Annotated in this window: 23 protein-coding genes and 4 pseudogenes; 17 read left to right on the top strand and 10 right to left on the bottom strand. The window is 66.5% G+C overall.

The genetic code is table 11. From position 1 onward, the window contains the following. Positions 1 to 86 precede the first annotated feature (86 nt). A complete protein-coding gene (locus ACH4TP_RS24880) occupies positions 87 to 476 on the top strand; it encodes a DUF2267 domain-containing protein (RefSeq protein ID WP_398439178.1) in 390 nt (129 codons plus the stop codon). Between the two features lie 49 nt (positions 477 to 525). After that, on the top strand, positions 526 to 1,353 hold the full coding sequence (locus tag ACH4TP_RS24875; RefSeq protein WP_398439177.1) for a VOC family protein: 828 nt from the start codon (positions 526 to 528) through the stop codon (positions 1,351 to 1,353). 792 nt (positions 1,354 to 2,145) lie between these two features. Here ACH4TP_RS24875 and ACH4TP_RS24870 read toward each other — a convergent pair. Next, positions 2,146 to 2,565: a DUF6578 domain-containing protein gene (locus tag ACH4TP_RS24870; protein WP_398439176.1), complete on the bottom strand. Its 420-nt coding sequence runs from the start codon at positions 2,563 to 2,565 to the stop codon at positions 2,146 to 2,148. A gap of 125 nt (positions 2,566 to 2,690) precedes the next feature. On the opposite strand from ACH4TP_RS24870, the gene ACH4TP_RS24865 reads away from it, so the two are divergent. Then, positions 2,691 to 3,224, top strand: a complete 534-nt coding sequence (locus ACH4TP_RS24865) for an SMI1/KNR4 family protein (protein ID WP_398439175.1) — start codon at positions 2,691 to 2,693, stop codon at positions 3,222 to 3,224. Between the two features lie 88 nt (positions 3,225 to 3,312). Here the strand turns inward: ACH4TP_RS24865 and ACH4TP_RS24860 are convergent, their stop codons facing one another. Continuing rightward, positions 3,313 to 3,561, bottom strand: a complete 249-nt coding sequence (locus tag ACH4TP_RS24860) for a hypothetical protein (protein WP_398439174.1) — start codon at positions 3,559 to 3,561, stop codon at positions 3,313 to 3,315. Between the two features lie 1,114 nt (positions 3,562 to 4,675). Between ACH4TP_RS24860 and ACH4TP_RS24855 the strand changes: the two genes are divergently transcribed. After that, positions 4,676 to 5,185 carry a hypothetical protein gene (locus ACH4TP_RS24855; RefSeq protein WP_398184384.1) on the top strand — a complete coding sequence of 170 codons (510 nt, stop codon included), beginning with the start codon at positions 4,676 to 4,678 and terminating at the stop codon, positions 5,183 to 5,185. A gap of 490 nt (positions 5,186 to 5,675) precedes the next feature. Here ACH4TP_RS24855 and ACH4TP_RS24850 read toward each other — a convergent pair whose 3' ends face one another. The 3 genes and pseudogenes from ACH4TP_RS24850 to ACH4TP_RS24840 all read right to left on the bottom strand — a co-directional run bounded on the left by ACH4TP_RS24850 (position 5,676) and on the right by ACH4TP_RS24840 (position 7,222). After that, entirely contained in the window at positions 5,676 to 5,798 is a 123-nt protein-coding gene (locus ACH4TP_RS24850) for a hypothetical protein (RefSeq protein ID WP_398184387.1), read from the bottom strand. 399 nt (positions 5,799 to 6,197) lie between these two features. Continuing rightward, positions 6,198 to 6,659, bottom strand: a pseudogene (locus ACH4TP_RS24845) (UTRA domain-containing protein); the annotation flags it as partial. A gap of 155 nt (positions 6,660 to 6,814) precedes the next feature. Further along, entirely contained in the window at positions 6,815 to 7,222 is a 408-nt protein-coding gene (locus ACH4TP_RS24840; protein WP_398439173.1) for a hypothetical protein, read from the bottom strand. Here ACH4TP_RS24840 and ACH4TP_RS24835 point away from each other — a divergent pair. Continuing rightward, positions 7,221 to 7,796, top strand: coding sequence for a DUF4240 domain-containing protein (locus ACH4TP_RS24835; RefSeq protein WP_398439172.1), 576 nt, complete (start codon positions 7,221 to 7,223; stop codon positions 7,794 to 7,796). The genes ACH4TP_RS24840 and ACH4TP_RS24835 overlap by 2 nt on opposite strands. A 257-nt stretch (positions 7,797 to 8,053) precedes the next feature. Then, entirely contained in the window at positions 8,054 to 9,571 is a 1,518-nt protein-coding gene (locus ACH4TP_RS24830) for a serine/threonine-protein kinase (RefSeq protein WP_398439171.1), read from the top strand. A gap of 218 nt (positions 9,572 to 9,789) precedes the next feature. Here the strand turns inward: ACH4TP_RS24830 and ACH4TP_RS24825 are convergent, their stop codons facing one another. Further along, the gene (locus tag ACH4TP_RS24825; protein ID WP_398439170.1) at positions 9,790 to 10,071 is read right to left on the bottom strand and encodes a hypothetical protein; all 282 of its coding nucleotides are present in this window, start codon (positions 10,069 to 10,071) and stop codon (positions 9,790 to 9,792) included. A 264-nt stretch (positions 10,072 to 10,335) separates the two neighbouring features. After that, positions 10,336 to 11,089: pseudogene (locus ACH4TP_RS24820) on the bottom strand (GntR family transcriptional regulator). Positions 11,090 to 11,167: 78 nt separating this feature from the next. On the opposite strand from ACH4TP_RS24820, the pseudogene ACH4TP_RS24815 reads away from it, so the two are divergent. The 8 genes and pseudogenes from ACH4TP_RS24815 (at position 11,168) to ACH4TP_RS24780 (ending at position 15,138) form a co-directional block, all read left to right on the top strand. Then, a pseudogene (locus ACH4TP_RS24815) lies at positions 11,168 to 11,445 on the top strand (hypothetical protein). Positions 11,446 to 11,457: 12 nt separating this feature from the next. Then, on the top strand, positions 11,458 to 11,757 hold the full coding sequence (locus ACH4TP_RS24810) for a hypothetical protein (protein WP_398439169.1): 300 nt from the start codon (positions 11,458 to 11,460) through the stop codon (positions 11,755 to 11,757). Further along, a complete protein-coding gene (locus ACH4TP_RS24805) occupies positions 11,754 to 11,936 on the top strand; it encodes a hypothetical protein (RefSeq protein ID WP_398439168.1) in 183 nt (60 codons plus the stop codon). The genes ACH4TP_RS24810 and ACH4TP_RS24805 overlap by 4 nt, the downstream gene beginning before the upstream one ends. Continuing rightward, complete coding sequence (locus ACH4TP_RS24800; protein WP_398184404.1) at positions 11,933 to 12,157, top strand: hypothetical protein; 225 nt, start codon at positions 11,933 to 11,935, stop codon at positions 12,155 to 12,157. Before ACH4TP_RS24805 ends, ACH4TP_RS24800 begins: the two co-directional genes overlap by 4 nt. Continuing rightward, positions 12,154 to 12,836 (top strand): annotated as a pseudogene (locus tag ACH4TP_RS24795) (GntR family transcriptional regulator). The gene ACH4TP_RS24800 and the pseudogene ACH4TP_RS24795 overlap by 4 nt, the downstream one beginning before the upstream one ends. Further along, positions 12,833 to 13,180: a hypothetical protein gene (locus ACH4TP_RS24790; RefSeq protein WP_398439167.1), complete on the top strand. Its 348-nt coding sequence runs from the start codon at positions 12,833 to 12,835 to the stop codon at positions 13,178 to 13,180. The pseudogene ACH4TP_RS24795 and the gene ACH4TP_RS24790 overlap by 4 nt, the downstream one beginning before the upstream one ends. Positions 13,181 to 13,485: 305 nt before the next feature. Continuing rightward, positions 13,486 to 14,352: a hypothetical protein gene (locus ACH4TP_RS24785; RefSeq protein ID WP_398439166.1), complete on the top strand. Its 867-nt coding sequence runs from the start codon at positions 13,486 to 13,488 to the stop codon at positions 14,350 to 14,352. Positions 14,353 to 14,523: 171 nt separating this feature from the next. Then, positions 14,524 to 15,138 carry a hypothetical protein gene (locus tag ACH4TP_RS24780; RefSeq protein ID WP_398439165.1) on the top strand — a complete coding sequence of 205 codons (615 nt, stop codon included), beginning with the start codon at positions 14,524 to 14,526 and terminating at the stop codon, positions 15,136 to 15,138. 166 nt (positions 15,139 to 15,304) lie between these two features. Here the strand turns inward: ACH4TP_RS24780 and ACH4TP_RS24775 are convergent, their stop codons facing one another. Continuing rightward, positions 15,305 to 15,595, bottom strand: coding sequence for a hypothetical protein (locus ACH4TP_RS24775; protein WP_398439164.1), 291 nt, complete (start codon positions 15,593 to 15,595; stop codon positions 15,305 to 15,307). 375 nt (positions 15,596 to 15,970) lie between these two features. Here ACH4TP_RS24775 and ACH4TP_RS24770 point away from each other — a divergent pair, with 375 nt between their 5' ends. Then, positions 15,971 to 16,321, top strand: coding sequence for a hypothetical protein (locus ACH4TP_RS24770; RefSeq protein ID WP_398184417.1), 351 nt, complete (start codon positions 15,971 to 15,973; stop codon positions 16,319 to 16,321). A 15-nt stretch (positions 16,322 to 16,336) separates the two neighbouring features. After that, a complete protein-coding gene (locus ACH4TP_RS24765; protein WP_398439163.1) occupies positions 16,337 to 17,770 on the top strand; it encodes an anti-sigma factor antagonist in 1,434 nt (477 codons plus the stop codon). A 1,213-nt stretch (positions 17,771 to 18,983) separates the two neighbouring features. Here ACH4TP_RS24765 and ACH4TP_RS24760 read toward each other — a convergent pair. Next, positions 18,984 to 19,508 (bottom strand): hypothetical protein, encoded by a 525-nt coding sequence (locus ACH4TP_RS24760; RefSeq protein WP_398439242.1) that lies wholly within the window; start codon positions 19,506 to 19,508, stop codon positions 18,984 to 18,986. A gap of 422 nt (positions 19,509 to 19,930) precedes the next feature. Beyond that, positions 19,931 to 20,248 (bottom strand): hypothetical protein, encoded by a 318-nt coding sequence (locus ACH4TP_RS24755; protein ID WP_398184423.1) that lies wholly within the window; start codon positions 20,246 to 20,248, stop codon positions 19,931 to 19,933. 125 nt (positions 20,249 to 20,373) lie between these two features. On the opposite strand from ACH4TP_RS24755, the gene ACH4TP_RS24750 reads away from it, so the two are divergent. Then, a complete protein-coding gene (locus ACH4TP_RS24750) occupies positions 20,374 to 21,381 on the top strand; it encodes a zinc-binding alcohol dehydrogenase family protein (protein ID WP_398185219.1) in 1,008 nt (335 codons plus the stop codon). The last annotated feature ends 208 nt before the right edge of the window (positions 21,382 to 21,589 follow it).

Here is a 21,589-nt window from a genome sequence, read left to right as displayed (position 1 = left end):
CGGGGCACGGATCCTCCCCTTTCCGTCCCCGTCCTCCGCGCCCACCCACCCTGTCCCCCTTCTCCTCCTCCGACGGGACGGAACCGATGCTGAAGGACGTGTTCCTCAAGGAAGTCCGGGAACGCGGGGAGTACGACACCGACTACGAGGCCGACCGGGCGGCCCGCGTGGTCCTGGCGCTGCTCGGCGCCCATCTGGTCGGCGGCGAACGCAGCGAGCTCGCCGCCCGGCTCCCCGAGACCTATGCGTTGATCCTGCTCAACCCGCTCCAAGCCGCCGAGCCCCTGTCCCCCGAACGCTTCGTGCGCGCCACCGCCGCGTGGATCGACGGAGCCACGGACGAGACCGCCCGGTGGGACGTCGGCGCCGTGCTCAGCGTGGCGGCGGAGGCCGCGGGAGGAGACCTCACGCACCGCGTCCTGACGCAGCTGCCCCCGGGCTACGACGAACTCTTCGGCCGACCGGCGGCACCATGAGCGGTGGCGGCATCCTGGCGGTCGCCCGGCCAAGGGAAGGAGACCCTCCATGGTCCTCGTCACAGCCGATCTGATCGGTGCGCCGTGCTGGCTCAGCCTGGCGGCACGCGACCGGAGCACCGCCGAGCGGTTCTACGGCGCCGTGCTGGGCTGGTCGTTCCGCCAGGGCACGCTCGGCCAGGCGTTCTCGGTCGCCGAGGTGGACGGAACGCCGGTGGCCGGCATCGCGGCCGTGGCCGGTGAACTCGCGGTGCCCGTCGCCTGGACGCCGTACTTCGCCGTCGCCGACGCCGACGACGCGGTGGCCCGGATACGCGAGCGCGGCGGCACGATCGGCGTCGGCCCCGTCCGCTACCCGCCGAGCGGCCGCGCGGCCCTGGTCGCCGACCGCGAGGGCGCCACCTTCGGGATCTGGGAGGGACGGGTCCTGTCCGACTGGCACGTCGGCGACGAACCGGCACCCGCGTGGCTGGAGCTCCACACCGGGAACGCGTTCGACGCCGCCCTCTTCTACGGCGAGGTCCTCGACTGGGCCGCCGCACAGGGCGTGGGCTGCTGCGACATCTCGTACGAGGACGATCAGGTCGTCCTGCGGCGCGACGGCGCAGCGGTGGCCCGTCTCAACAGCGGTCCCGTCGAGGCGGCCGCACCCAGGCCGCAGCGGCGGCCGCGCTGGCTGGTCCACTTCAAGGTCCCCTCCCTGGCGGAGGCCACCGCGTCGGCCGTCGAGAACGGCGGCAGCCTCGTCCAGAACGGCCTCTGGCCGGCCGGCGGAGGCCAGGCGACCGTGCGTGACCCGGACGGCGCCCTGTTCACCCTCGACGAGTCGCCCACCACACCGTATTTCGTGGCCTCTGACGCATCCGGCGTGTCCTGACGACACACCCCCGGCCGGGTCAGGTGACCAGCTCCGGCGCGGGCACCGGGCCGGGCAGAGGGCCCGGCTGGGGCCGCGGCTCCGGTCGCGGGCCTCCCGGCTGAGGATCCGGTTCTGGCTGCGGGGGCGCCGGCGGCACCGGATCAGGCCCACCCGGCCCGGGCACGGGACCGGGAACCGGCCCCGGCTGCGGACCGGGACCCGGGCCCGGCACCGGTGTAGGACTCGGCGGAACCGGATCGTTCGGCGACGTCCCCCTCGCAGCCCGCCCTGCGCGCGTTCGAAGCTCCCGCTCGGGCCCCGGCCCCGGTCCCGGCCCAGGCCCCGGCGTCGGAGCCGGGCCGGGACCTGGTCGGGGCGATGGCGGGCCGGCGGGGACCGGGTCCGTCGGGGGTGCCGGCCGCGGCTCCGACGGGTCCACGGGATCCGGCGGAACGGGACGTGTCGGGGGGCCTGTGTCACTCGCCATGCTCACACCAGCTCACAAGGTCATCGGGCAGCGGCTCTTCTTCCCCTCGACTGCCCGGGCGGGGCCCGCTCATTCGGCCGGGCAGGGGGGCACCTCGTACGGGAACGCGCCCATCAAGGGGAGCCGACGAGAGGAACGTCATGTCCAGGCCGGACACACCCCACCCGGAAGCCTGGCACCCGCAGCCGACCGACCCGTCATGGCAGCTCACCGGCTCTGTGCGCTACGACGGCTGTCACAAGCTGTGGACGCCGCAGAGATCCTCCAGTGACCGGGGTTGACCGTTCGATCTGGCACGCATCTGGCACGCGTCGCCAGCTCCCTTATTGACCGTGAGCAGCCGCACCTTCCGGCAGGTCGGTGACACGTCGGGCGGTCACCAAGTAGCCCGCGAACCTGAGATCCGGTCCGGCCTTCGCCCACCCGTCCGCCTTCTCAACCGGTACCAATACGGTCGTGCCCGGAACGGGGTAGTTCACCTTGCTCGTGGCGCCCGGGGGTACCCTGTAACGGCAGTGCACCTCGACGATCGACACCACCTCCACCGAGGTGGGCGCGTGCCCCTCCTCCTGGCCGTGATGCTCCTCGCAAAAGTCGATCTCAGCCGCACGTTCGCTACCGACGAGGTCGGCATAGTCCTCCGGATCGGCCTCCAACAGGGTCCACGAGACAACATCGCCTGGCGCGAAGCTCTCTCCGCAGCACTGCATCTGCCAGTCATCGACCCAAATCGTCAGCGTCATGCCGGCATTGTCCGCTGCGGACGGCTTCTCACGGCTGCTATTAAAAGTCTCCTACGAACGCCAGCTGCACAGTCGGTGAGGCCAGAGGCCTCGTGGGCCTCCCGGGTGGTCACTAATCTGTTCGCATGCTCCCGAACGAAGACCGCCAGTTTCCCGCTGCGCTCGCCGCTGCCATGGCGGTCCGGCTCGACTGCATAGGGGAGGACGGCGTCGATTTCGAACCGTACGAGTCCTTCCTGACTGCCGACGAGACAACGGACTGGCTCCGTGCATGGACGGGCAACAGCGACCTGACCGGCGATGACTTCCGTGTCTTCGGCCAGGACGGCACCGGCGGGTACGCAGCCTTCTGGCTCATCCGTCCCGGCCAGGAACTGGCAGAGCAGCCCGTCGTCTTCATGGGCTCCGAAGGAGAGACCGGAGTCGTCGCCCGCGACCTGGGCACCTTCCTATGGCTGCTGGCTGACGGCTTCGGCCCGTGGGAAGCGGCCGCCTTCTACGAACCCGAGCCCGACTGGGCTCCGCGGGTCAACGAGGACCTAGCAGCCATCGCGGAGCAGCACGCTCCGGCCTGCCGCGCGTCGGCAGCGACGATCGTCGCGCAGGCCACACAAGAGTTCCCCGACTTCGACGACACCATCATGGAACTGTGCCGCTGAACATTCCCATGTGAGCTGGATTGGACTACTACACCTGCGGGGTCGGGCCGCAGCTCGCGAAGGCCGTAAGGGGCCGTGAGGACTGCTGTCATCCACCGTCGTTGATGTCATCTGTGGATGCCGACCGCCGCCGGTCCGCGAAGGGCCGCGGATAGTCGGAAGCGTCTCCGACCGGGGGATAGTCCCTGCCGAAGAGTACGTAGACGGGGTGCTCAGGGTCCCCGGCTTCCATCCTCACGGAGATGTCCACGTCGTGGTTCGCGAACCGATGCAGGTACTGGACGAACAGCTTCAGCTCCTCGTCCGACAGTGGCTCGTCGAGCCGCTCGTTGTGCATGCCGCCCCGCCAACTGCTCTACTGATCGACCGGGTCGGACGATACCCGAGCCGTAGGCGCCATACTCGTCGCGTGGGTATAGATGGACATGCTCAGGTGGCCCTTCGGTGTGGTGTCTGGGTCGGTGCGACTCTCACCGCGCCCCTGCTGCTGGTGGCCGGCGGTCCGGCGTACGAACGCCTGATGCGGCATCTGTGCCGCGACGAGGGTCCGGGGCTCCTGTCGAAGGAAGAAGGTTGGGTGCACCCGGGATACTGGGTCGTGACCAACGGTCTGGTCCGGGCCCTGACCTGGCCGACCCGGCGTGATGGGCTGTTGAGGGCAGGCCTGATGCGTTAGCCCTCTACCGGTTGATCGGGATCTCGTAAGTCAGGACCTCCTGATCCGTAGTTCTAGCGGGATCGTTCAACGCAGGTCATACCGGCCGCTGGGTGGGCCCGTAGGGACGCTGCCGTGCGGGGGCGGTTACTAGGGTTGCGGTACCTGGCTGCTGTACCGCACGACCCAAACGGGGGTGACCATGGAACGGCATGTGCTGGAATCGCTGTTGATCGGTGATGACGAGGCGTCCGCGATAGCTCTGGCCGCCCTACGCCGCGGCGCCCCCTACTCGGTGGAAGAGCGGGTACAACCCACTGGTGTGCATGCCGGAGTCTTCAGTCGCCGACTTCAGCGTATGCGGATGCGCGGACTCGAAGCCCCTGGGCTGGCACGAGCGGTTCAGCTCATCAGGGAGTACGACCGGCCCGTGCGCACCGCACTGATTGATCCCGACAATCGGACACGATTCACCCTGCTCTTCCTTACCGAGGACGGCAGCGCGTTGGTGGCCTGTGCGAGCTGGCCCCTGCCGCTAGCTGCAAGGAAGCCACCGCCTTAGGAGAGCGGGAGGATGGCCCTGCACCTGACCTGCACGGTTGGGGCTGCACTGACCCCCTGCGTGATGACGGTGCCCCACGGTGAATCCGGCCACGTCCACGTTCGGATCCGTTTCCATGAAGGTTGGCAGGTTGGGAATGGGTATGAGGGGCTGAGGGGCTGAGCGGCTGGGGGGCAAGTGAGTGGAATCGCGGACCAACTACCCGCACTTGTCGGGGTGGTTGTTGGTGGCGTCATGTCCTACGCCGCTGGAGCGCTGACTGAGAGAAGTCGGTGGCGCCGGCAGCAGGCCACACGCTGGGACGAGCGCCTGCTTCAGGCATACAGCGACTACGGCCACGCAGTGAAGGAATGCTCCAGCTACTACCTGCGACTGGCCGCTGGCCGCAACCTGACAGACCATCCGGCGCCCCTCGAATCGACCAATGACGTATTGGAGCAAGCAGCAACCGCTGAGCGCCGACGATCAGCCATGGTGGAACCCATGAGCCTGCTGGCCGATGCTCGTACGGCTGAAGCGGTACGAGCTCTCAACCGCAGTCTCTGGCATCTTGAGTGGTTGGCCCGCGGGAGAAAGCCGGGAGACGCCGCCACTTGGGCCAACGCCTTCAGCGACTACAGGGCTGCGCGGGCCGATTTCTATCAGCACGCAAGAAGGAGCCTGCAGGTTGCTGAGATGACGGACCTGCAGGAAGCGCCCTGGCCACCCAGCTGGCGACCAGCTCGGGAACCTTCTGATCCGTAGCTCTAGCGGCATCGGTCAGCAACGGCCATACCGGCCTCTCTGAGGCCCCAGAGAGGGGCCATCGGGCGGGACAGTTGCCGGGGTTGCGGTACGAAGCTGCTGTACCGCACGACCATCACCGATCGAGCCAGCGGGCCGAGTTCGGTGTTCCCCAAAGAGGAAGGGGCCCGCGGACTGAGTCGATGCACCGCTTCTGCCATGCAGCACCAAGGCTGCGTTAGCGGCCCGAGTGCCTTGAAGAGGAGACATCCTGGTGGCCATTGCAGCGGTGGCATAGAACCGTAGAGACGTCCACATAGCCTCTGACCTGGGGATTCAGTTCGGTGTAGTATTCCCAGAGGACTGTTCACAATTGTTGACAGTCGAGGGCCCGACCCGGCTCCTACCCCAGGTCAGGCCCCCGCCATGCAGTACCGAGCCCAGCCGTCTGTCATTCGGCTGGGCTCACTTGCACCCAGCTCAACAGCCACGCTCAGCGGTCACGATGCAGCTATTCCATGACCTGCACCGCCAAGGCGATGATCGCCACGAACACCCCCACCAGGGAGAGACCCACCTGCCACCTCTCGGGGCCGGACCACTTCCTGCGGGACTTGCTCATGTCAGAGCTCATCACCTTGCACCTCCTTCCCTTCCAACACCCTGACCATCAGGGCGAGGCCGCCGCCTCGTGCGAAGAGGTCAACGACGTACAGGGGAAGAGCTAGAGGAGCAGTACTCATCCTAAGGTTCGCTGCCGACGCCGAAGACAAGAAAAGTCGACATAGCGGTTGCTGCCACGGGGTGTCATCGCCGTGGCAAACAGTGCACCGCGCTCGCACATCACGGCTCACCTGCGATCACCGTGTCGATGTCACCGTCGGCCATGCGCCCCGTCTCGAAGCGGGCGCATAGGTGAGGTTGTCCCAGAAGTACTCACAGAGAGACGCGCCGAACGCGTGGCAGCACCCACTATCCGCGAACCGGAACGCCCGGGGACAGGTCCGCCGCTTCCCGCTTTCATCGCGGCCAACTAACGGCTGATGGGGACCTCGTAGACGATCTCGCACAGCGCCGTCGGCACGACGATGTCAGCCGTCTCCACGGGCTGCCCCTGATCGCTGTAGTACGTCCGCCGGATGTGCGTCACCAGTGCGCCCTTCTGGACACCCAGGAGCGACGCCTCCTCGGCAGACGCCTGGCGCGGCTCCGGCTGCTCTACGGCACGACTGACCGTGATGCAGATCTCCGCCATGCGGCGCACGACGCCCATCCCTGCGTACGGCCCACTCTCAGGCAGAACCGCGAGCGTGCCGGACGTGATGCTGTACGGCTCCCAACTCGTCGACACGAGAACGGGCTTGCCGTCGGCCAAGTACTCGTACGACGTACGCACGCAGTAGTCCCCTTCGGGGATGTCGAGTCGCGCCGCGATGTCCAACGGAGCCGGTACCATTGCTTCGCTTCGACTCTCCCAAGTCCCCTTCTTGCCAAGCCTGGCGCCGACACTTGCCTTGTAAGCCCGTGCGGGGCGGGCCAGCCACGCCCCCGAGCTGGCGCCTACCCACCGCTACTGACCGTCTGACACCACCCACGTCTGGTGCCGTTGATGTCAGCTTTGAATGTCAGGATCCGCTGCCTAGTCCGCGGTCACCAGTCGCGCCAGGCGTCGGTGATCCCAGCTCGGACCATGCCCTGCCTCGCCAACAGGGCAGCCACGTCCACGCCATACTCGCCCAGGGTGAGGTCGACGTACTCGCACAGCTGCTCCCGTTCTTCGGTGCAGAAGCGTGCTCCCCTGTGAAGCGGATCGCGATCGACGGCGTTGAGCGCGAGAACGACCTTCTCGACCGCCCTGAAGACCTCTTCGTCGGAAGGCTTCACAAGCACACGCAGCTCTGCCTCGAATGCCTCCAGCGCTGAGCCCGTCGCCCTCAGCAAGGACTCCGGGTACATCTCCGCCACGCCGGCGCACTCAGGCTCCAGGATCCCAGCGTCGACGTCATGGGCCACCTGCGCCATCCAGGCACGCCAGTTCTCAGGGAGTCTGTTCACCATGGCGAGAAAGTACGCCGAAGCACTGACAACCCAGTTTGATCGGGCGCTCTTGGCCGTAGCTGGCCCACCAGGCGTCAGATCCCCCTGGCATCCTGCGCTTGTGAGAATGACATGGTCCGACTTCTGGGCGCTGATAGCTACCCTGAACGGCGAAGCAACCCACGCAAACTGCCAGCGCCTCGCCGAAGAGCTGAGCCGCCGCTCCGTCCCCGACATCATCGGCTTCGCGGAACGCCACGCCGAGGCCCTCTACCGCCTGGATCAGGAGAAGTTCGGCACCCTGCCGGTGGTCGACCTGACAGCCCGGTACGGCAGCCCATTCCCCCAGTCGTCCGACGTGTTCCTGTACGCACGCTGCGCTGTGGTGGCTGCAGGGCAGGCTGTGTGGGAGAGCGTCTTTTTCGACGTCGGCAAGTTCGCCCCGTACACCTCAAGCGAGCGCGACGGCGAATGGCTGCTGTACGTGCCGGACAAGGCGTACGAGCTGGCCACCGGCGAGGAGTGGGACCGATCGACCCGGTACTGCTTCGAGAGCTACTCCAACCGGGACGGCTGGCCGCACCTACGGGTCTGAGGCGAACCGTTGCTGTCTGGCAGCGGCTCCGGCGGGCCGCGACCGGATCTGCGGAACCTTAGCCCGCCAGAACGCGCAACGGTTGGGCTGCGAAAACCCGCGAGACGTCCAGAACGTCGGCCAGGACGCTACGGTGCTGGATCGTCCCGACCTTAGCCCTTGGAGGTTCGTTGCCCACGCGTGTCCAGCCTGCCCGTCCTGGCGATCCCGGCCGCGTTGGCCCCTATCGGATACTCGGCCGTCTGGGTTCCGGCGGAATGGGAACTGTCCATGCCGCTCTGGACTCCGCGGGGCGTCGAGTCGCGCTCAAGCTCATTCATCCGGCGCAGGCCGACGACGGCGAGTTTCGTGCACGGTTCAAGCGGGAAGTCACGCTGTCCCGGCGGGTCTCCGGTCCTTGTCTGGTGGCGTTGCTCGACGCCGACACCGACGCCGACCACCCCTGGCTGGCCGCCGAGTACGTGCCTGGGCCCACGCTTGGTCAACGTGTCACTGCAGACGGTCCGTTGGCCGGGGCCCAGTTGTACGCCTTGGCGGCGGGTACCGCGGCGGCACTGGCGGCCATCCACGAGGCAGGGGTGGTTCACCGCGACATCAAACCGGCCAACGTGATCCTGGCACCGTCCGGCCCTCGGGTGCTCGATTTTGGTATTGCCCACGCTCTTGACGGCACTTCTGTAACCCGCACGGGTGTGATGACAGGCACCGCCGGCTGGATCAGCCCCGAGTACTACCGAACCGGCATGGCTGGCGCCGCCGGCGATGTATTCGCCTGGGGAGCCCTGATCGCGTACGCCGCGACAGGACGCCTGCCGTTCGGCACCGGAGCCCCGGACGTAGTGGCTTTCCGCGTGATGTCCGGCGAACCCGATATTGCCGGCGTGCCTGACGACTTGCTCGCGGTGGTGACGTCGTCATTGGCCAAAGAACCTGGCGACCGACCCACACCCGCCGTTCTGGCGGAGAAATGCACCGCTCTGCTCTCCGCCCAGACCACCAGCATCCTGTCCCCGAACGCTGACACGCCCACCGTCATCGGGGACCTCGTGGCCGCCCACTGGGACATGCCCGCTCAGGACGACCCTGCATGGACGCTTGCCCAACGACGTCCCCTCCGACGCCGCGCCGGGCTCCTTGCCACTGCTGGCGTGATGGCATTCGCCGTGGCTCTGGGAGTTACCTACACAATCCGCGAGCAACAACCGGTCGCCCCAACGCCTCCCACGACAATGCACAGCGGCGACCGATCGGCCCCGGCTTCGACGCCGTCGTCAACCAGCACTCTGCCGGGTGCCAAGACGTCGGCCACATGCCTACCCGTCACCTACAAGTTTCCCGACGGCGAGCGAAGCTGTAAATCCAAGGAAGACATCTGCACAGACGGTGCGCCGTGGTACGTCTCTGATATCAACACTCTGTGTGGTGAGCGTCCTTCCACCCGGGTTGTCCACCTCGTTTCCCAGCCGGAAACCGGCGGCGATCCCGGTACTGCGTTCTGTATTGCTTGGACTGGCGAAGGAACGGGGGCCGACCGCAGTGGCGCGCTTCTCTTGAATGCCCCTGGCTATCAGTGCGGCGCCACTCTCGTGGGCGCCGTCGATGGGCAAGCTGTGCATCTGGATGGCGAGTCGGTTGTTTTCTATGACTCCCCCCAAGAGTGCACACCCTCCTACCCCGGAACACGTCTGACTTACCCGGCGATCCTCGACTACAGCCGTCTCGACGCCGAGGTACCGCCGGCATACGTCTGTCTGGTGGAACACGTCGGCGCCTGACGAGCGGCGTATCGCCCCCTCAAAAGCGGATCTTCCCGTGAATGCTGGCTCGGGCCGAACGCACTGGGAGCCGTGAATCGCATGGACTGGCTGTTGAGGAGCCGTCCCCGGTAATGATCAACCGCCGTCGTTCAGTTCCTCATCAGACACCTGTTCGTCGAGCCGCTTGAGGTGCACGTTCCTACGCCCTTCGCGCTCGCTCGTACCGCTGGCCGGTGTCAGTACTCAGAGCTGTCCCAGCACTGCGCGTGCCGGCAGTCGTCGCCTCGCCGGTGCAGCCGCCGAAGGTCTTGCAGAGCGGCAACAGGGAACGGATGCAGCACCCACTTCTCCTGGTACCCCGCCTCGCCGTGAAGCCGCAACACGGTCTCGGCGGCTTCCATCACCGCGTGGCCCAGCACGCTGCGAGGTTGCGTTGAGCTCCAGGAAAGAGTGCCTGTGGCGTCGGGCGCGTCCCAGCTCGTCGTCACGTCCGGGAACCGGTAGATGGCGATGCTCACGTCTGCTTCCTGGCGCCGGAGTCGCCACCTCAGCTCGGCAGGTTCGAGGTCAAACGAAACACGTTGGTCAGTCGAGTTCCCGTAAAGTCCCGTCGCGGCATTCAGTAGGTCGGCGAGGGAATCCGTGCAATAGCTGACGACGCCCTTATGCTCCGAAGCACCGCCGGCGATCCGGTACGTGGCCCATCCTGAGCCGCTCAGTTCCCAGCTGAACTGAAGATCATCCGCCATTCGCACCCGTCCCGAGTGGATCACAGCCTCCCATCATCGGTTGATGGGAATCTCGTAGACGATCTCGCACAGGGCGGCAGGCGCGACGATGTCTGCCGTCTCCACCGGCCGCCCCTCGTCGCTGTAGTAGGTCCGCCGGATGTGGGTGACAAGCGCGGCCTTCTGGATACCGAGAAGCGAAGCTTCCTCGGCAGTGGCCTGCCGCGGCTCCGGCTGCTCCACGGCATGGCTGACCGTGACGCCGATCTCGGCCATCCGGTTCACGACGCCGGCCCCGGCGTGCGGCCCGCCCTCGGGAAGAACGACGAGAGTCCCGCCGGTGAGGTCGTACGGCTCCCAGCTCGTGGACAGCTGCACGGGCCGTCCGTCGGCGAGGAACTCGTACACGGTCCGGACGCACAGCTCGCCCTCACCGATCCCGAGCCGTGCGGCGATCTCGGCCGGCGCAGGAACCTTCGTATCGGTCCGGCTCTCCCAGCCGCCATTCCGCCCCACGGCCTTCATGTCGGCCCGGAACGGCGACCCGTCGGGCTGCTCGCGCGCTGCGGACCGCACCCCGCACCCGCTGCCGGGACTCGGCGACATAGGTCCCGGACCCGGCACGCCCCTCCAGCACACCCTGGGAGATCAGCAGCTCCTGGGCACGGCGAACGACGTTCTCGCCCACCCCGTACTGCTGGCCGATCTGCGCCCGAGAGGGCAGCCGGTCTCCAGGAGTCCACTCGTGCTCCGCGATTCGCCGCCGCAGTTCGTCGGCGACGCGGAGGTATGGCGGCTGCTCAGGCATATGGAAAATCTAGTCCACTAGCTCTGATCTAGCTAACTAGCTTCACTCAAAGTGATCGCCGGTGACGGAGGCTGCCCTGTGCCTGCTCCAGAAGTAAGCGCGGAGGCCTTGGCTGCCCGGTTGTCAGCCGTCGGACTCACCACACGTCTGGAAGAGCACCCCGGCACACATCGATCGAAGCGGAGATACCGGAATCCCTCCCCGCCGAGACATGGCGGGAGGTCCTGGAAGTCATGGCTGCGGCGGACCGATTCGGTCTCCTGGCCACCAGCCTGGGCGGCCGCACCCTATGGGCCGCCGTGAACAAAACGGTCCCCGCGACGGGCGACGTCCGGGGACCTGGCCATCAGCGATAGGAGCTGATCAGCGTGTTCAACCGTATCCGCCGCGCCATCACGCACACCAGAGAGCGGTACGCCCCAAGAGCCCGATATCGCGAGACCTTAACGCCAACGCGCCCGACGCTCATCCACCCCAAACCGTCCGACGAGCTGACGCTGTTCCTCCGGCAGCTCGGAGAGCGCATGCGCTTCCTCCCGGGCGCGGAGACGGCCCTCATCCGCCCGTACATCCTGGCCGGCGTGCAGCGCACAAGGCAGAACTCGGAGCCGATCCCGCCCGACCTCCTCGCCCACACCTGCTTCGCGCCGGCGGAGGCCCACGGATGACCCGCGTCCCCGCGGCGGCGACCACGCCCTACCGCTCCAGCGCCTGCCAGATCGGCACGCACCACGAGTGCGCACACTCCTCCCCGACGACGGCACCGATCGGCATCCCGGTCGTCTACGAGGCATGCGTCTGCTCCTGCCACTCCGCGGCCACCTCGACCGGGGAGGCGACGTCATGAACGGCTTGCCCTCCGGCGGAGCACTCGCCTCCCCGGTCGAGATCACCACGGCCACAGTGCAGCGCGGTGACGTCATCCAGATCGGCGGCCAACCGTGCCGAGTGGCCGACCTACGCCAACTGCCCGGCGGCGCCAAACGCCTCCTCTTCGAATCGGGCGAACTCCTGACCATGCACACCCGTACGCGCCTGATCGCCGTCCGAGTGCTCAGAAAGTGGTGATCGCCCCCGTGCCGTCCCTACGCCAGACCATCGCCGCCGACCTCCGAGCTCAAATCACCACCGGCCACCTGAAGGCCGGCGCCCGCCTCCCCTCGGAGCCCCGACTCGCCGCGGACTACAAGGTAAGCACCCTGACCTGCGCAACGCTCTCGCACTCCTCCAGGCCGAGGGCCTGATCGAGAAGATCCACGGCAAAGGCAACTTCATCTGCCACCCCCTCCACCGACTCACGTACACCGAAGGCCGCCTCACCCCAGACACAGACCTCCACGTCACGATCCGCACCACCAACCTCCGAGCACGCGGGGACCTCATCCCCCTACTCAAGGTCCCCTCGCGCACTCCACTGACGGAGTTCCTCTGCCTCACCCACCAGGGAGAGAGGCTGCACAGCCTGGCCCGCATCTACGTACCGCGCGATCTGGAACCGGCCGAACTGCCGTGGCCTCGCCCCAGACGGGCGGAGACCCGAGAAGTGGTCACCGCCCGACTGCCCACCCCGGAAGAGGCCTCCGCCCTCCGGATCAGCACGACGCTGGCCGTGCTCGCGATCACGCGAGTGTCTGCCGACATCACAGGCCGTGTAATCGAGGTGGCTCGCCTGATCCTCCCCGGCGACCGCGCCGAAGCGCTCTTCACCACTCACCACACGATCGAAGAAAGGAGGACGGAAGGATGACAGCCCACAGCGAGCTCCGCCTCCTCCCGTGGTCGGGCCCGGATGGAAAGCCCTGCTACCTGAGCACTGACGACGCCAGCAGCCACCTGTCCCGCCTGGCCGACACCACTGAAGCCGCCCAACTCGACGTCGGGCGAGAGCTCCTGGAGCACGCCATAGAGGTAATCGGCGACGCGGAATCCGAGCCGGCGGAACTCCGCCTCCTGGCAAGGGATCTCACCGAAGCTCTGCGGAACACCCTCCGCGTGGCCGTAAGCCGCGGCCACCGCCTCCCTGCGCCGGACTCCGCCGCGCCCACAGAAGAAGATGCGAGCCCTCGACTGTCCGCAGCGGCCTTCGGATAGCAGCTCCGTACCGCAAACGAGTCGAAGCCCCCGGACTAAAGTCCGGGGGCTTCTCCGGACGCAACTTCGGAGCCTGTGCGTCTCGGGTGTTTTGCCAGGTCAGAGGGTTAGGCTGGATGTGATGACGTGGCCGCGCCCGCAAATAGGCCGCGCGCCTGGATCCTGGGGTCGAGACTCCGATGGGGCTGCCCGGCAGCGCCCAGAGACGACTAGTCAAGAAGTCCGGAACGCTCGCGTACGCGAGCGTCCAGCTTTCCTTCCTCCAGGTCGTCAAGTGCGGCTGCGTACCCCGCCAAGGCTGTCTCGTGTACAAGGTCGTGCACTTCGACTGGGATCATTGCATAGACGCCCGAGCAGATGTTCTCGGCTGCGTCGTGAGCTTGGCGATAGTGACGATCGCAGATGCTACCGCCCAGATGTCGGACAAGATTGCGTATGTCTTCCTTGAGGTCGTCAGCCACGTTGAGCCAACTACCCTTCAGCGCCGAGGGACAACCTCATCGCCACCCATGAACGGGGCGGTTCTCCTCCCGTCCGCAGACACGGCACTCAGGCGCCACCGCGACGGCATCATGGTCGCCATGGATGCGGGGATAGCCGCCGTGCTGGGCGCGGGAGTCGGAACATTGGGCGTGATCGTGACTGGTTGGACCGCAAGGTCAGCAGCCAAGATGCAGATGCGTAACGAGTCGTTGCGTGGGCGTAGGGAGCCACGAAGAGCCTCCTATGAGGCGTTTTCCTCCGCTGCTACGACGCTCCACGATCACCTACAGCCCTGGGTGCACTTCGGCCGACTCCTCGACCGGTCCAGGACCTCTGACGACGTGACCACGGACGCTACGGCATACCTGAGGCACAGTGAGTTTAAGGATGGCTATACCGATCAGGCCCTTACGCTCGCTGACGACGTTAGCCAATACGGCCGGCATGTTGTCCTGGACGGACCGGCTGAACTCGAACCGTTCGTAGCCAAGGTGACGGAGCTTTCAAGTGACCTGGTAGCTCCGTTTCGAATCCTGCTGAGCTTCGCTCGTCTCTCCGACGGCGTAAGCGACTCAACCGTTGCCTACGACACCTCACAGTTCCCCGAGAAGCTCAAGCAGTTGGACCATGGCGTTCGGGAGTTCCTTCAACATGCGAGTACGGCGCTGGACCGTGACGTCGCCAGTTGACCGAGCGCTCGGCGGAGTCCCGCTCCTGACGCAGCGCGATAGCGGGGCGCCATCGCACCGTGCGCCCCATCGTGCTACGGATGCACACTTGCGCTGCTGACCCTCACGCTGCACGGTTCCGTTGAATCCTGCTCGGCACTCAGGTGCCACAAGGGGGAAGGGCGGTAGGCCGTGGGGACCGTGACGGGCTGGGCTGAGAAGACCTTCGGGGACGCCGCGGGGCAGTTGACCGACCTGATCCCTGCCAGCCTGGTTCGCGCCCACGACCGAGCGCGTAGCGGCCACGAGGGAGTACAGACCCAGACGCTAGAGGCATACGGACACGGCCTGTACGCCGCTCAGTACGAAGAACTGGAGGTTGGCCTCGCCTCGCTTCCCGCCGCCGCCCCGGTCCGCTTACAAGGACGAACGCTCGTGGTCCTGGGCGACCACGTGATCTATCCGCTGCGCTACGCGAAGAAGGACGTACCCGTCACGGCAGCAAGACTACGACGTGCCACTGGTTTCCGAGCTGACCTGATACGTCGGCACGGCCCTGAACCCATGCAACAAGCCTTCGACCTTGGCCTCGACGAGTTGAGCGAGCAAGAACCGCACCCTGACCTCGCCTTGTTGTCGGAGGACGTCAAGCTCGTCCTCGTCGCATACGCCTGCTCCATGGCTCAGGGCGTCATGCGCATCGAGTGGGGCTCCGCGGAACTGCGCCAAGAGGACCGATACCTCATCTGGCACCATCACGAGCAACTTGATCTGCCGCCACGGCAAGAAGCACCCCATCTTGCCTGACCGCCACCCCCGGGGGGCGAACCAGTAGGTGGGGCACCCCCTGACCTTCGGGTTCCCAGGTCACCCTCGTAGCCGACCTGTCACTATTGGTCGCCACCAGTCGCCCGTGAGCCCCCTCGCACGGCCCACAGACGGCCCAGCCATCGCCGCCCGCGAGCCGGCGCCGCTACTCCTCGTCGCTGCGCTCCAGCACCAGGCTGACGGACCCCTCCTCCAGCCCGTTGCTGTCTTCGAGGTGCAGATGGGCCCCATCGGGAACGCCATCACCGGCCAGCACCAGCAGATGCCGGGACAGCGTCCTGAGGCCCGCCATATTCGCCTCGATGACAACCTCGCCCCCGAGGTCTCGCACCTCGATGCGCGCGTCCGCGTCCCACGCGAAGACCAGCCCAGCACCGTCCGCCACGACCGTGACGTGGGTGCTCTCCGTCGGGGCACTGCTGTGCTCGGAGTTCATGCCAACCCTGATGACGCTGGCCGCACACGGCTCCGGAGGGCCCGCGCGTCTCGCGCGATTCCTGAGGCAGAGGCCCAGGGGTGGCATCCACCGAATCGCCAGTCCATGAAATAGACCGTACCTAGCACGGGCATCGCGCTATCTTCTGCCGCCCACGCCCATGGCGAATCCTGGGGATAAGCGACTCGCCTTAAAGGAGTCATCACGGGCCCGGCAACAGCATCGAGGCCATCGGCTCAGGCTTATGAGCCACCGCGCGCCGAGTCGCGTTTGGGACGGAGAGCTCAGTTACCTGGCTGTCAACGCCCTCGCCCCGGATGCATGTCGCCCCGCTGCGGCAGAAGATGGACGTGTGCGACAGCACCGAGGTGAGCCATGGACGCAAATGATGTAGACGTGCACATACCAGGCTACGGTCGCGTGGCGGAGCTTGAGGAGCTGGTCGACTGGTTGCGTCGTGAACCGGAATTGAGGGGCAGGGTGAACCTGTCGACAGCCTCCGTCGGGGCCGAGGACCTGGGAGCGCTTCCAGAGACAATTACGGTGCTAGCGGGCGGTGCTGGGGTGCTGCCAGTCCTCTTGCAGTCAATCCAGACATGGCTGTCTTTCCGCTCCCGAAGCCATGTGCGTGTTGTGGTCGAGGAGCGGGGGGGTCGGAAAGTGGAAATCGAAAACGCCCACCCGCAGGATGTCGAGTCGATCTTGCGTGCGCTGAGGAACCGCTAGAACCCGAGGTCGGTCATGAGGCTTCCAGACCCGGCGAGATCCAGGGCCGTCCTCATCGGAGTGAGCACCTACCGCGATAAGAGGCTCCCCGATCAGTTGCAAGTCAGATCGAATGTGTTCGACCTCCACGGCGCTCTGACGGACTTGGATTACGGAATAATATCCCCCGAGCACTGTTCCACCTTCCTGAATCCCACGGACCAGGCATATGTAGGTGCGGGCTTGAATGAAGCCGCAGAAGGGGCCCAGGACCTACTCCTCTTCTACTACAGCGGCCATGGACTCATCGCGACCCGGCGGCATGAGCTGTTCCTCTCATTGGCCAACACGGAGTGGGACTCCATCCCTTCGAGCGCCATCCCCTTCGAGCTCGTCAGGGATGTGTTCCTGACAAGTCACGCCAAAAATCGAGTGGTCGTTCTCGACTGCTGCTTTTCGGGCCGAGCGATCGGCGAAACACTCTCGTCGCCTTCCGATGATATTGTGGCCATCCATCAAGTCCCTGTTAGTGGGGCGTACACCATCACTGCTACCTCCGGAAATGCCGTAGCTAAGAGCGAAACGGGTCACCGGAATACCGTTTTCACAGGGTCTCTACTCAGTGTCATGAATTACGGAATTCCTGAAGAACAGTCACTGCTTAGCTTCGGCCGGGTATACCGGGAGTTGACCCGCCTAGCCAAGGAGCAAGGCCAACCTGCACCGCAATCATCGGGCACGGATACGGCGGCCGAAACCCTTGCACTGGTTCCGAACCGGGCACATGAACGCTACCGCACGCGAAACAGTGAGTTGAATCTGTCCGAGATTCCTGCGGAGTATTTTACTAAGGCTGACAAAAGCTCATTTGGCCCAGGTTCCCCAACTTATAGTTGCGATATTCGAGTGCGCGAAGAGAACGGTTGGGTGGTTACTTCGATCGCCGGGGAGCTTGATGTTTACTCTGCCCCCTGGGTAAGGGCCGAATTTGTCCATCTGGTGCGCAGGAGGCCCGATGGAGTCGTCCTCGATCTGTCGATGACGGATTTTATCGATTCGACAGGCTTCGGAGTCATTGCTGGAATGCTGAAGCGCTGCCGGGCACACAACATTTCACTCCGACTCGCGATCAATACTGAGCGCATAACCAAGCAATTTCGCGTAATGGGCCTGACGAAGGTATTTCCGATCTACGGGTCTGTGGCGGAAGCATGCTTCCGGGCGAAGCTTCCTGAGCACCTTGAAGGCTCCATCCCCGTGCGGTCTCCGCGTGAGCGGATTCCCATACAGGCCTACACGACCCAGGATCTCCGAGCCGTGGCACGATGGATAGCCAGCGACAACAAGGAGAGGTCCCACGACGATATGCTGCGGGAGATGATACGAGTTCTGGGTTTCTCAAGGGCTGGCCCCCGTATTCGCTCCTCACTGGAACAGGCCATAGCCGACGAACACGTCGCAGCTGCCTAGCGGCATTGAGGGCGTCTGGCCAGCGACTGGCGAGTACGCAACCACTCTTTTCATGTCAGGTTTACTTTTTGCTCTGGTTTTTAATCGGCCCTGGACCGTTATCTGGATGATGCCCTCTGACCTGCGGCTCAGCGGTCATGACGTGTCGCAGCTGGCCGTCCTCGACCGCCCTTCCACAGCCCACAGCCCACAGCCCGAGCCGCCCCCTGCCAGGGCTGCAAGGCACCCGCGGAAACGCAGATGCCGACAGTTGAGCTCGCCACCTACGATCATTCCGCCTGCGTCGGCCGACAGCTGTAGACCCGTAGCACCGGCCCGCTGTGGAGGGGACCAGCCCGTTCGAGCCGGGCCGGAAGGGTCTACAACCGCTTTAGGAGAGCGGGAGGGGGACCCGGGAGCTGACCTGTACCGCTCCGGGGCAGCGAGCTCACAGCCCGTGCCCCCGTCTCTCTCCTTCGTTCCCCGTGATTCCCCGCACGATCTGGCAGGGTTGTGGCACGGCCGTCGCATGTCCTTCAGGAGGATGGGTGGCCTGCCGGTACCGCGAGACAGCGTCCGGCTGCGCGCGGTCGGCTCCCGAGATCTGCCCGGGGACGACCCAGATCTATGGCGTAGAGGCTGCCCCGTCGCGTCGCCGAGGCGCTGCGCGATCTCCGGGTGGAGCGGTCTCACTCGCCGGCCGATGGTGTTCCTTGTTCACCTTCGTTGGTGATCAGCCGTAGGTGTCAGGGGTGCTGGGTTGGGTTCGATGACGTCGGCCCAAACTCGCGTGGTCCATGGGTTGCCCTGAACCCCGAGCCGGGTTGCAACGACGTCATCGAGGAAGAGTGCCCCGGCAGTTTCGATCGGCCGCTCAGGCCACCACAGGGAGTCGCACTCCGTGCACAAAGAGAACGGGGCGCCGTCGGACTTGAAACGGTACGGGTGTGAACCCAGTCCTGTTCACAGCGCGGGCAGACTTGTCGACTCGACACGGACAGCACTCTACCGGCGCCGACATGCACGCTTTCCAACTGTGGTGGTGAGGTGGAGGGGGCTGTTCGGCGGCGTTCACTTGGGTTCATGGGCGGCTGGACGCCAGTGTCGGGAGAGCTCCGGGTCTCGCCTGAACGGCCGTGAACGGTGCTGAATGAGACGGAAACCGAGACGGCCGTGCGACGGAGGGCGCCCGCCCCGTGGACGTGTCCGCCACCAGGTCAAGGCACGTCGGCTCTCATGCGAACTTCATCCGCTTCAGGTAGGCCACCGGGCTGTCGCCGTTTGAGCCAGGAGGTGCGGGCACAACTTGGACGAGCTCCCAGCCGTCCGCGCCCCAAGTGTCCAGAGTGGCTTTCGTTACGTGCAACGGCAGTGGCACGGTCGCATACTCCCACTTCGTCAGCTCCGCAATCCCACCTCCGGTGCGGGCGGACAGAGGCATGGCGTTACTTGAGGCGGCGGCCATGGCCACCGTGGGACCTTTCGCCTTTGCTTGCCCACCGACTGGTGACACCAACAACAGCCCCGCGCCTATCGAGAGCAGCACCCCAAGGTGGTCGTTCACGACCGGAGGCGGATCGACCCGGAAACCCTCCAGCTCAGGGAGCCCCACGAGGAGGCACCGGAGCGCGAAGGCGGCGAGCACGTACTGGAGCCACCGGACCGGGCCGGCGTCCTGGAGGCCGAACTCGCCGAGCGCGCCGCCGACCTGCAGCGCGTGCAGGCGGGGTACGAGAACCACCGCAAGCGCGCGCGGCACGCCCAGAAGGCCATGAGCGAGACCGCCACCACCGAGGCCCTCGAAAGCTTCCTGCCCGGCTCGACGCCACCGACCGGGCTTCACTCACCGGCCTCGGAGGGGCCGACGATGGGCCGTGGGCCGTTACGGAGGCCCTGGAGGAGGGGGCAGCTCTCCGGCCTCGGATTGGAGCGCGTGGAGACACCGGGCGAGCTCTTCGCCCCTGCCCGCCACGAAGCCGTCCGTCGACCACCGGATCTCCGACGACGTCGACGCACCCGTCTGCACGGCCGTCCTGCGCCCCGGCCACCAGGTGGGCATCCGGCTGCTCCGCCCCGCCCAGGGGTCCGTCACCGAACCGCCCGACCACGCGCCCGTCGCAGCGGGAGCGTACGAAAGCCGAGCCGGGCGGGCGACGAGACCCCGACCTCCTCCTCCGCCCGTCATCCCAGATCGTCGCCGGCCAGGCGCAGCGCAAGTTCCTGGAGGACGGCATCGGTGTGCGGCTCGGCGCCCGTTTCGTCGTAGGCGCCCGCGACCGCCTCGAAGGCGGTGATGAATCCGCTGATCAGAGCGCTCATCGGCTCGGTCACCTGACGCAGTACGGCCATGCAGACCTCTTCGGTCGCGGCCCCGACAGGGACCTCGAACTGCTCGGGGATGACCTCCCCGAGCAGTTCCGAGACGAAGTTCTCCGAGACACCCGCGCGCAGAGCCGTGAGAGCGGCGATGGCCTTGAGCTTGATCTCGTTCTCGGTCATGTTCCGAGGATCCCCGGCCAGGGGCGCCCCGGCATGCGCGAGACGGGCCGGGCTCCAAGGATGAAGGTGTCCAGAGTTCGCGCGAACCGAGGGAGGACACGATGGAGGCCTCGATTCCGGAGACGATGGCGGCCTGGGTCGTCTCCGCCGACCACCCGGGCGGCCTGGAGCGCGCGGAACTTCCCGTACCGGTCCCGGCGCCCGGCGAGCTCCTGGTCCGCGTACGGGCCTGCGGTGTGTGCCGTACCGACCTGCACGTCCGCGACCACGACCTGCTGCCCCACCGCGACCGGGTCGTACCCGGCCACGAGGCCGTCGGCGAGGTCGTCGCCACCGGCGGCGAGGCCACCGGACCCGGAGTCGGTGCCCTGATCGGCATCCCGTGGCTCCGCGGCACGTGCGGGGCGTGCCCGTACTGCACGAGCGGCCGGGAGAACCTGTGCCTCTCGTCGCGTTACACCGGCTGGGACGCGGACGGAGGCTACGCCGAGTACGCGACCGTCCCCGCGGACCACGCCTATGAGATGCCCACCGGATACTCCGCCGAGGAGCTGGCGCCCCTGCTCTGCGCCGGGATCATCGGCTACCGGGCCCTGCGCCGGGCTGACCTCCCCGCCGGCGGCCGGCTCGGCGTCTACGGCTTCGGCGGCTCCGCGCACCTCACCGCACAGCTCGCCCTCGCCGAGGGCGCCACCGTCCACGTCCTCACCCGCTCCCCAGCCGCCCAGGCCCTCGCCCTGGAACTCGGCGCCACCTCGGCCCGCGACGCCCGGACGGGACCGCCCGAACCCCTGGACGCCGCCATCCTCTTCGCCCCCGTGGGCGCCCTCGTCCCGGTGGCCCTGGAGGCACTGGCCAGCGGCGGAACCCTCGCCGTCGCGGGCATCCACCTGTCCGACATCCCGCCACTGGACTACCAGAAGCACCTCTTCCGGGAACGGACCCTCCGCAGCGTCACCGCCAACACCCGCGAGGACGGCCGCGCCTTCCTGGCCTCCACCGCCCGTCACCGGCTACGACCGACGCTCACCCGCTACGACTTCACCCACGCCGACACGGCCCTGACCGACCTCGCCGCCGGCCGCGTCCACGGCGCGGCCGTCCTCCGCATGCCGGACGGACCGGGACAGTGACCGTCCGGCCTTCCAATCGCCGCCCCAGTACCCGCCCTTGCCCAGTCGATGCCCAGTGTCTTGCACCGACTGGTAGGACGTGGATGCGACAGGAGCGGACGGGTGCGGTCGGCATCGCGAACGTGTCGGCGTCCGCAGGACGATCGTCGGGGTTCTTCGGCCGGCAGGCGCGGAGTGAGGGAGTCGATCGGGAGGGGACTTCATTGCC

The organism is Streptomyces sp. NPDC021012, from assembly GCF_044333355.1.
Lineage (GTDB): Bacteria > Actinomycetota > Actinomycetes > Streptomycetales > Streptomycetaceae > Streptomyces.
Note: the sequence above shows the minus strand (reverse complement) of the source record. Positions and strands in the feature narration are given on the sequence as shown.

Bases quoted from the DNA above. Each gene is read 5' to 3' on its own strand.
- ACH4TP_RS24855 (WP_398184384.1), top strand. From the start codon at position 4,676: ATGTCCTACGCCGCTGGAGCGCTGACTGAGAGAAGTCGGTGGCGCCGG.
- ACH4TP_RS24835 (WP_398439172.1), top strand. From the start codon at position 7,221: ATGGCGAGAAAGTACGCCGAAGCACTGACAACCCAGTTTGATCGGGCG.
- ACH4TP_RS24850 (WP_398184387.1), bottom strand. From the start codon at position 5,798: ATGAGCTCTGACATGAGCAAGTCCCGCAGGAAGTGGTCCGGCCCCGAG.
- ACH4TP_RS24765 (WP_398439163.1), top strand. From the start codon at position 16,337: ATGAGGCTTCCAGACCCGGCGAGATCCAGGGCCGTCCTCATCGGAGTG.
- ACH4TP_RS24860 (WP_398439174.1), bottom strand. From the start codon at position 3,561: ATGCACAACGAGCGGCTCGACGAGCCACTGTCGGACGAGGAGCTGAAG.
- ACH4TP_RS24750 (WP_398185219.1), top strand. From the start codon at position 20,374: ATGGCGGCCTGGGTCGTCTCCGCCGACCACCCGGGCGGCCTGGAGCGC.
- ACH4TP_RS24770 (WP_398184417.1), top strand. From the start codon at position 15,971: ATGGACGCAAATGATGTAGACGTGCACATACCAGGCTACGGTCGCGTG.
- ACH4TP_RS24805 (WP_398439168.1), top strand. From the start codon at position 11,754: ATGACCCGCGTCCCCGCGGCGGCGACCACGCCCTACCGCTCCAGCGCC.
- ACH4TP_RS24800 (WP_398184404.1), top strand. From the start codon at position 11,933: ATGAACGGCTTGCCCTCCGGCGGAGCACTCGCCTCCCCGGTCGAGATC.
- ACH4TP_RS24790 (WP_398439167.1), top strand. From the start codon at position 12,833: ATGACAGCCCACAGCGAGCTCCGCCTCCTCCCGTGGTCGGGCCCGGAT.
- ACH4TP_RS24830 (WP_398439171.1), top strand. From the start codon at position 8,054: ATGGGAACTGTCCATGCCGCTCTGGACTCCGCGGGGCGTCGAGTCGCG.
- ACH4TP_RS24755 (WP_398184423.1), bottom strand. From the start codon at position 20,248: ATGACCGAGAACGAGATCAAGCTCAAGGCCATCGCCGCTCTCACGGCT.
- ACH4TP_RS24840 (WP_398439173.1), bottom strand. From the start codon at position 7,222: ATGGTGAACAGACTCCCTGAGAACTGGCGTGCCTGGATGGCGCAGGTG.
- ACH4TP_RS24775 (WP_398439164.1), bottom strand. From the start codon at position 15,595: ATGAACTCCGAGCACAGCAGTGCCCCGACGGAGAGCACCCACGTCACG.
- ACH4TP_RS24875 (WP_398439177.1), top strand. From the start codon at position 526: ATGGTCCTCGTCACAGCCGATCTGATCGGTGCGCCGTGCTGGCTCAGC.
- ACH4TP_RS24870 (WP_398439176.1), bottom strand. From the start codon at position 2,565: ATGACGCTGACGATTTGGGTCGATGACTGGCAGATGCAGTGCTGCGGA.
- ACH4TP_RS24865 (WP_398439175.1), top strand. From the start codon at position 2,691: ATGCTCCCGAACGAAGACCGCCAGTTTCCCGCTGCGCTCGCCGCTGCC.
- ACH4TP_RS24880 (WP_398439178.1), top strand. From the start codon at position 87: ATGCTGAAGGACGTGTTCCTCAAGGAAGTCCGGGAACGCGGGGAGTAC.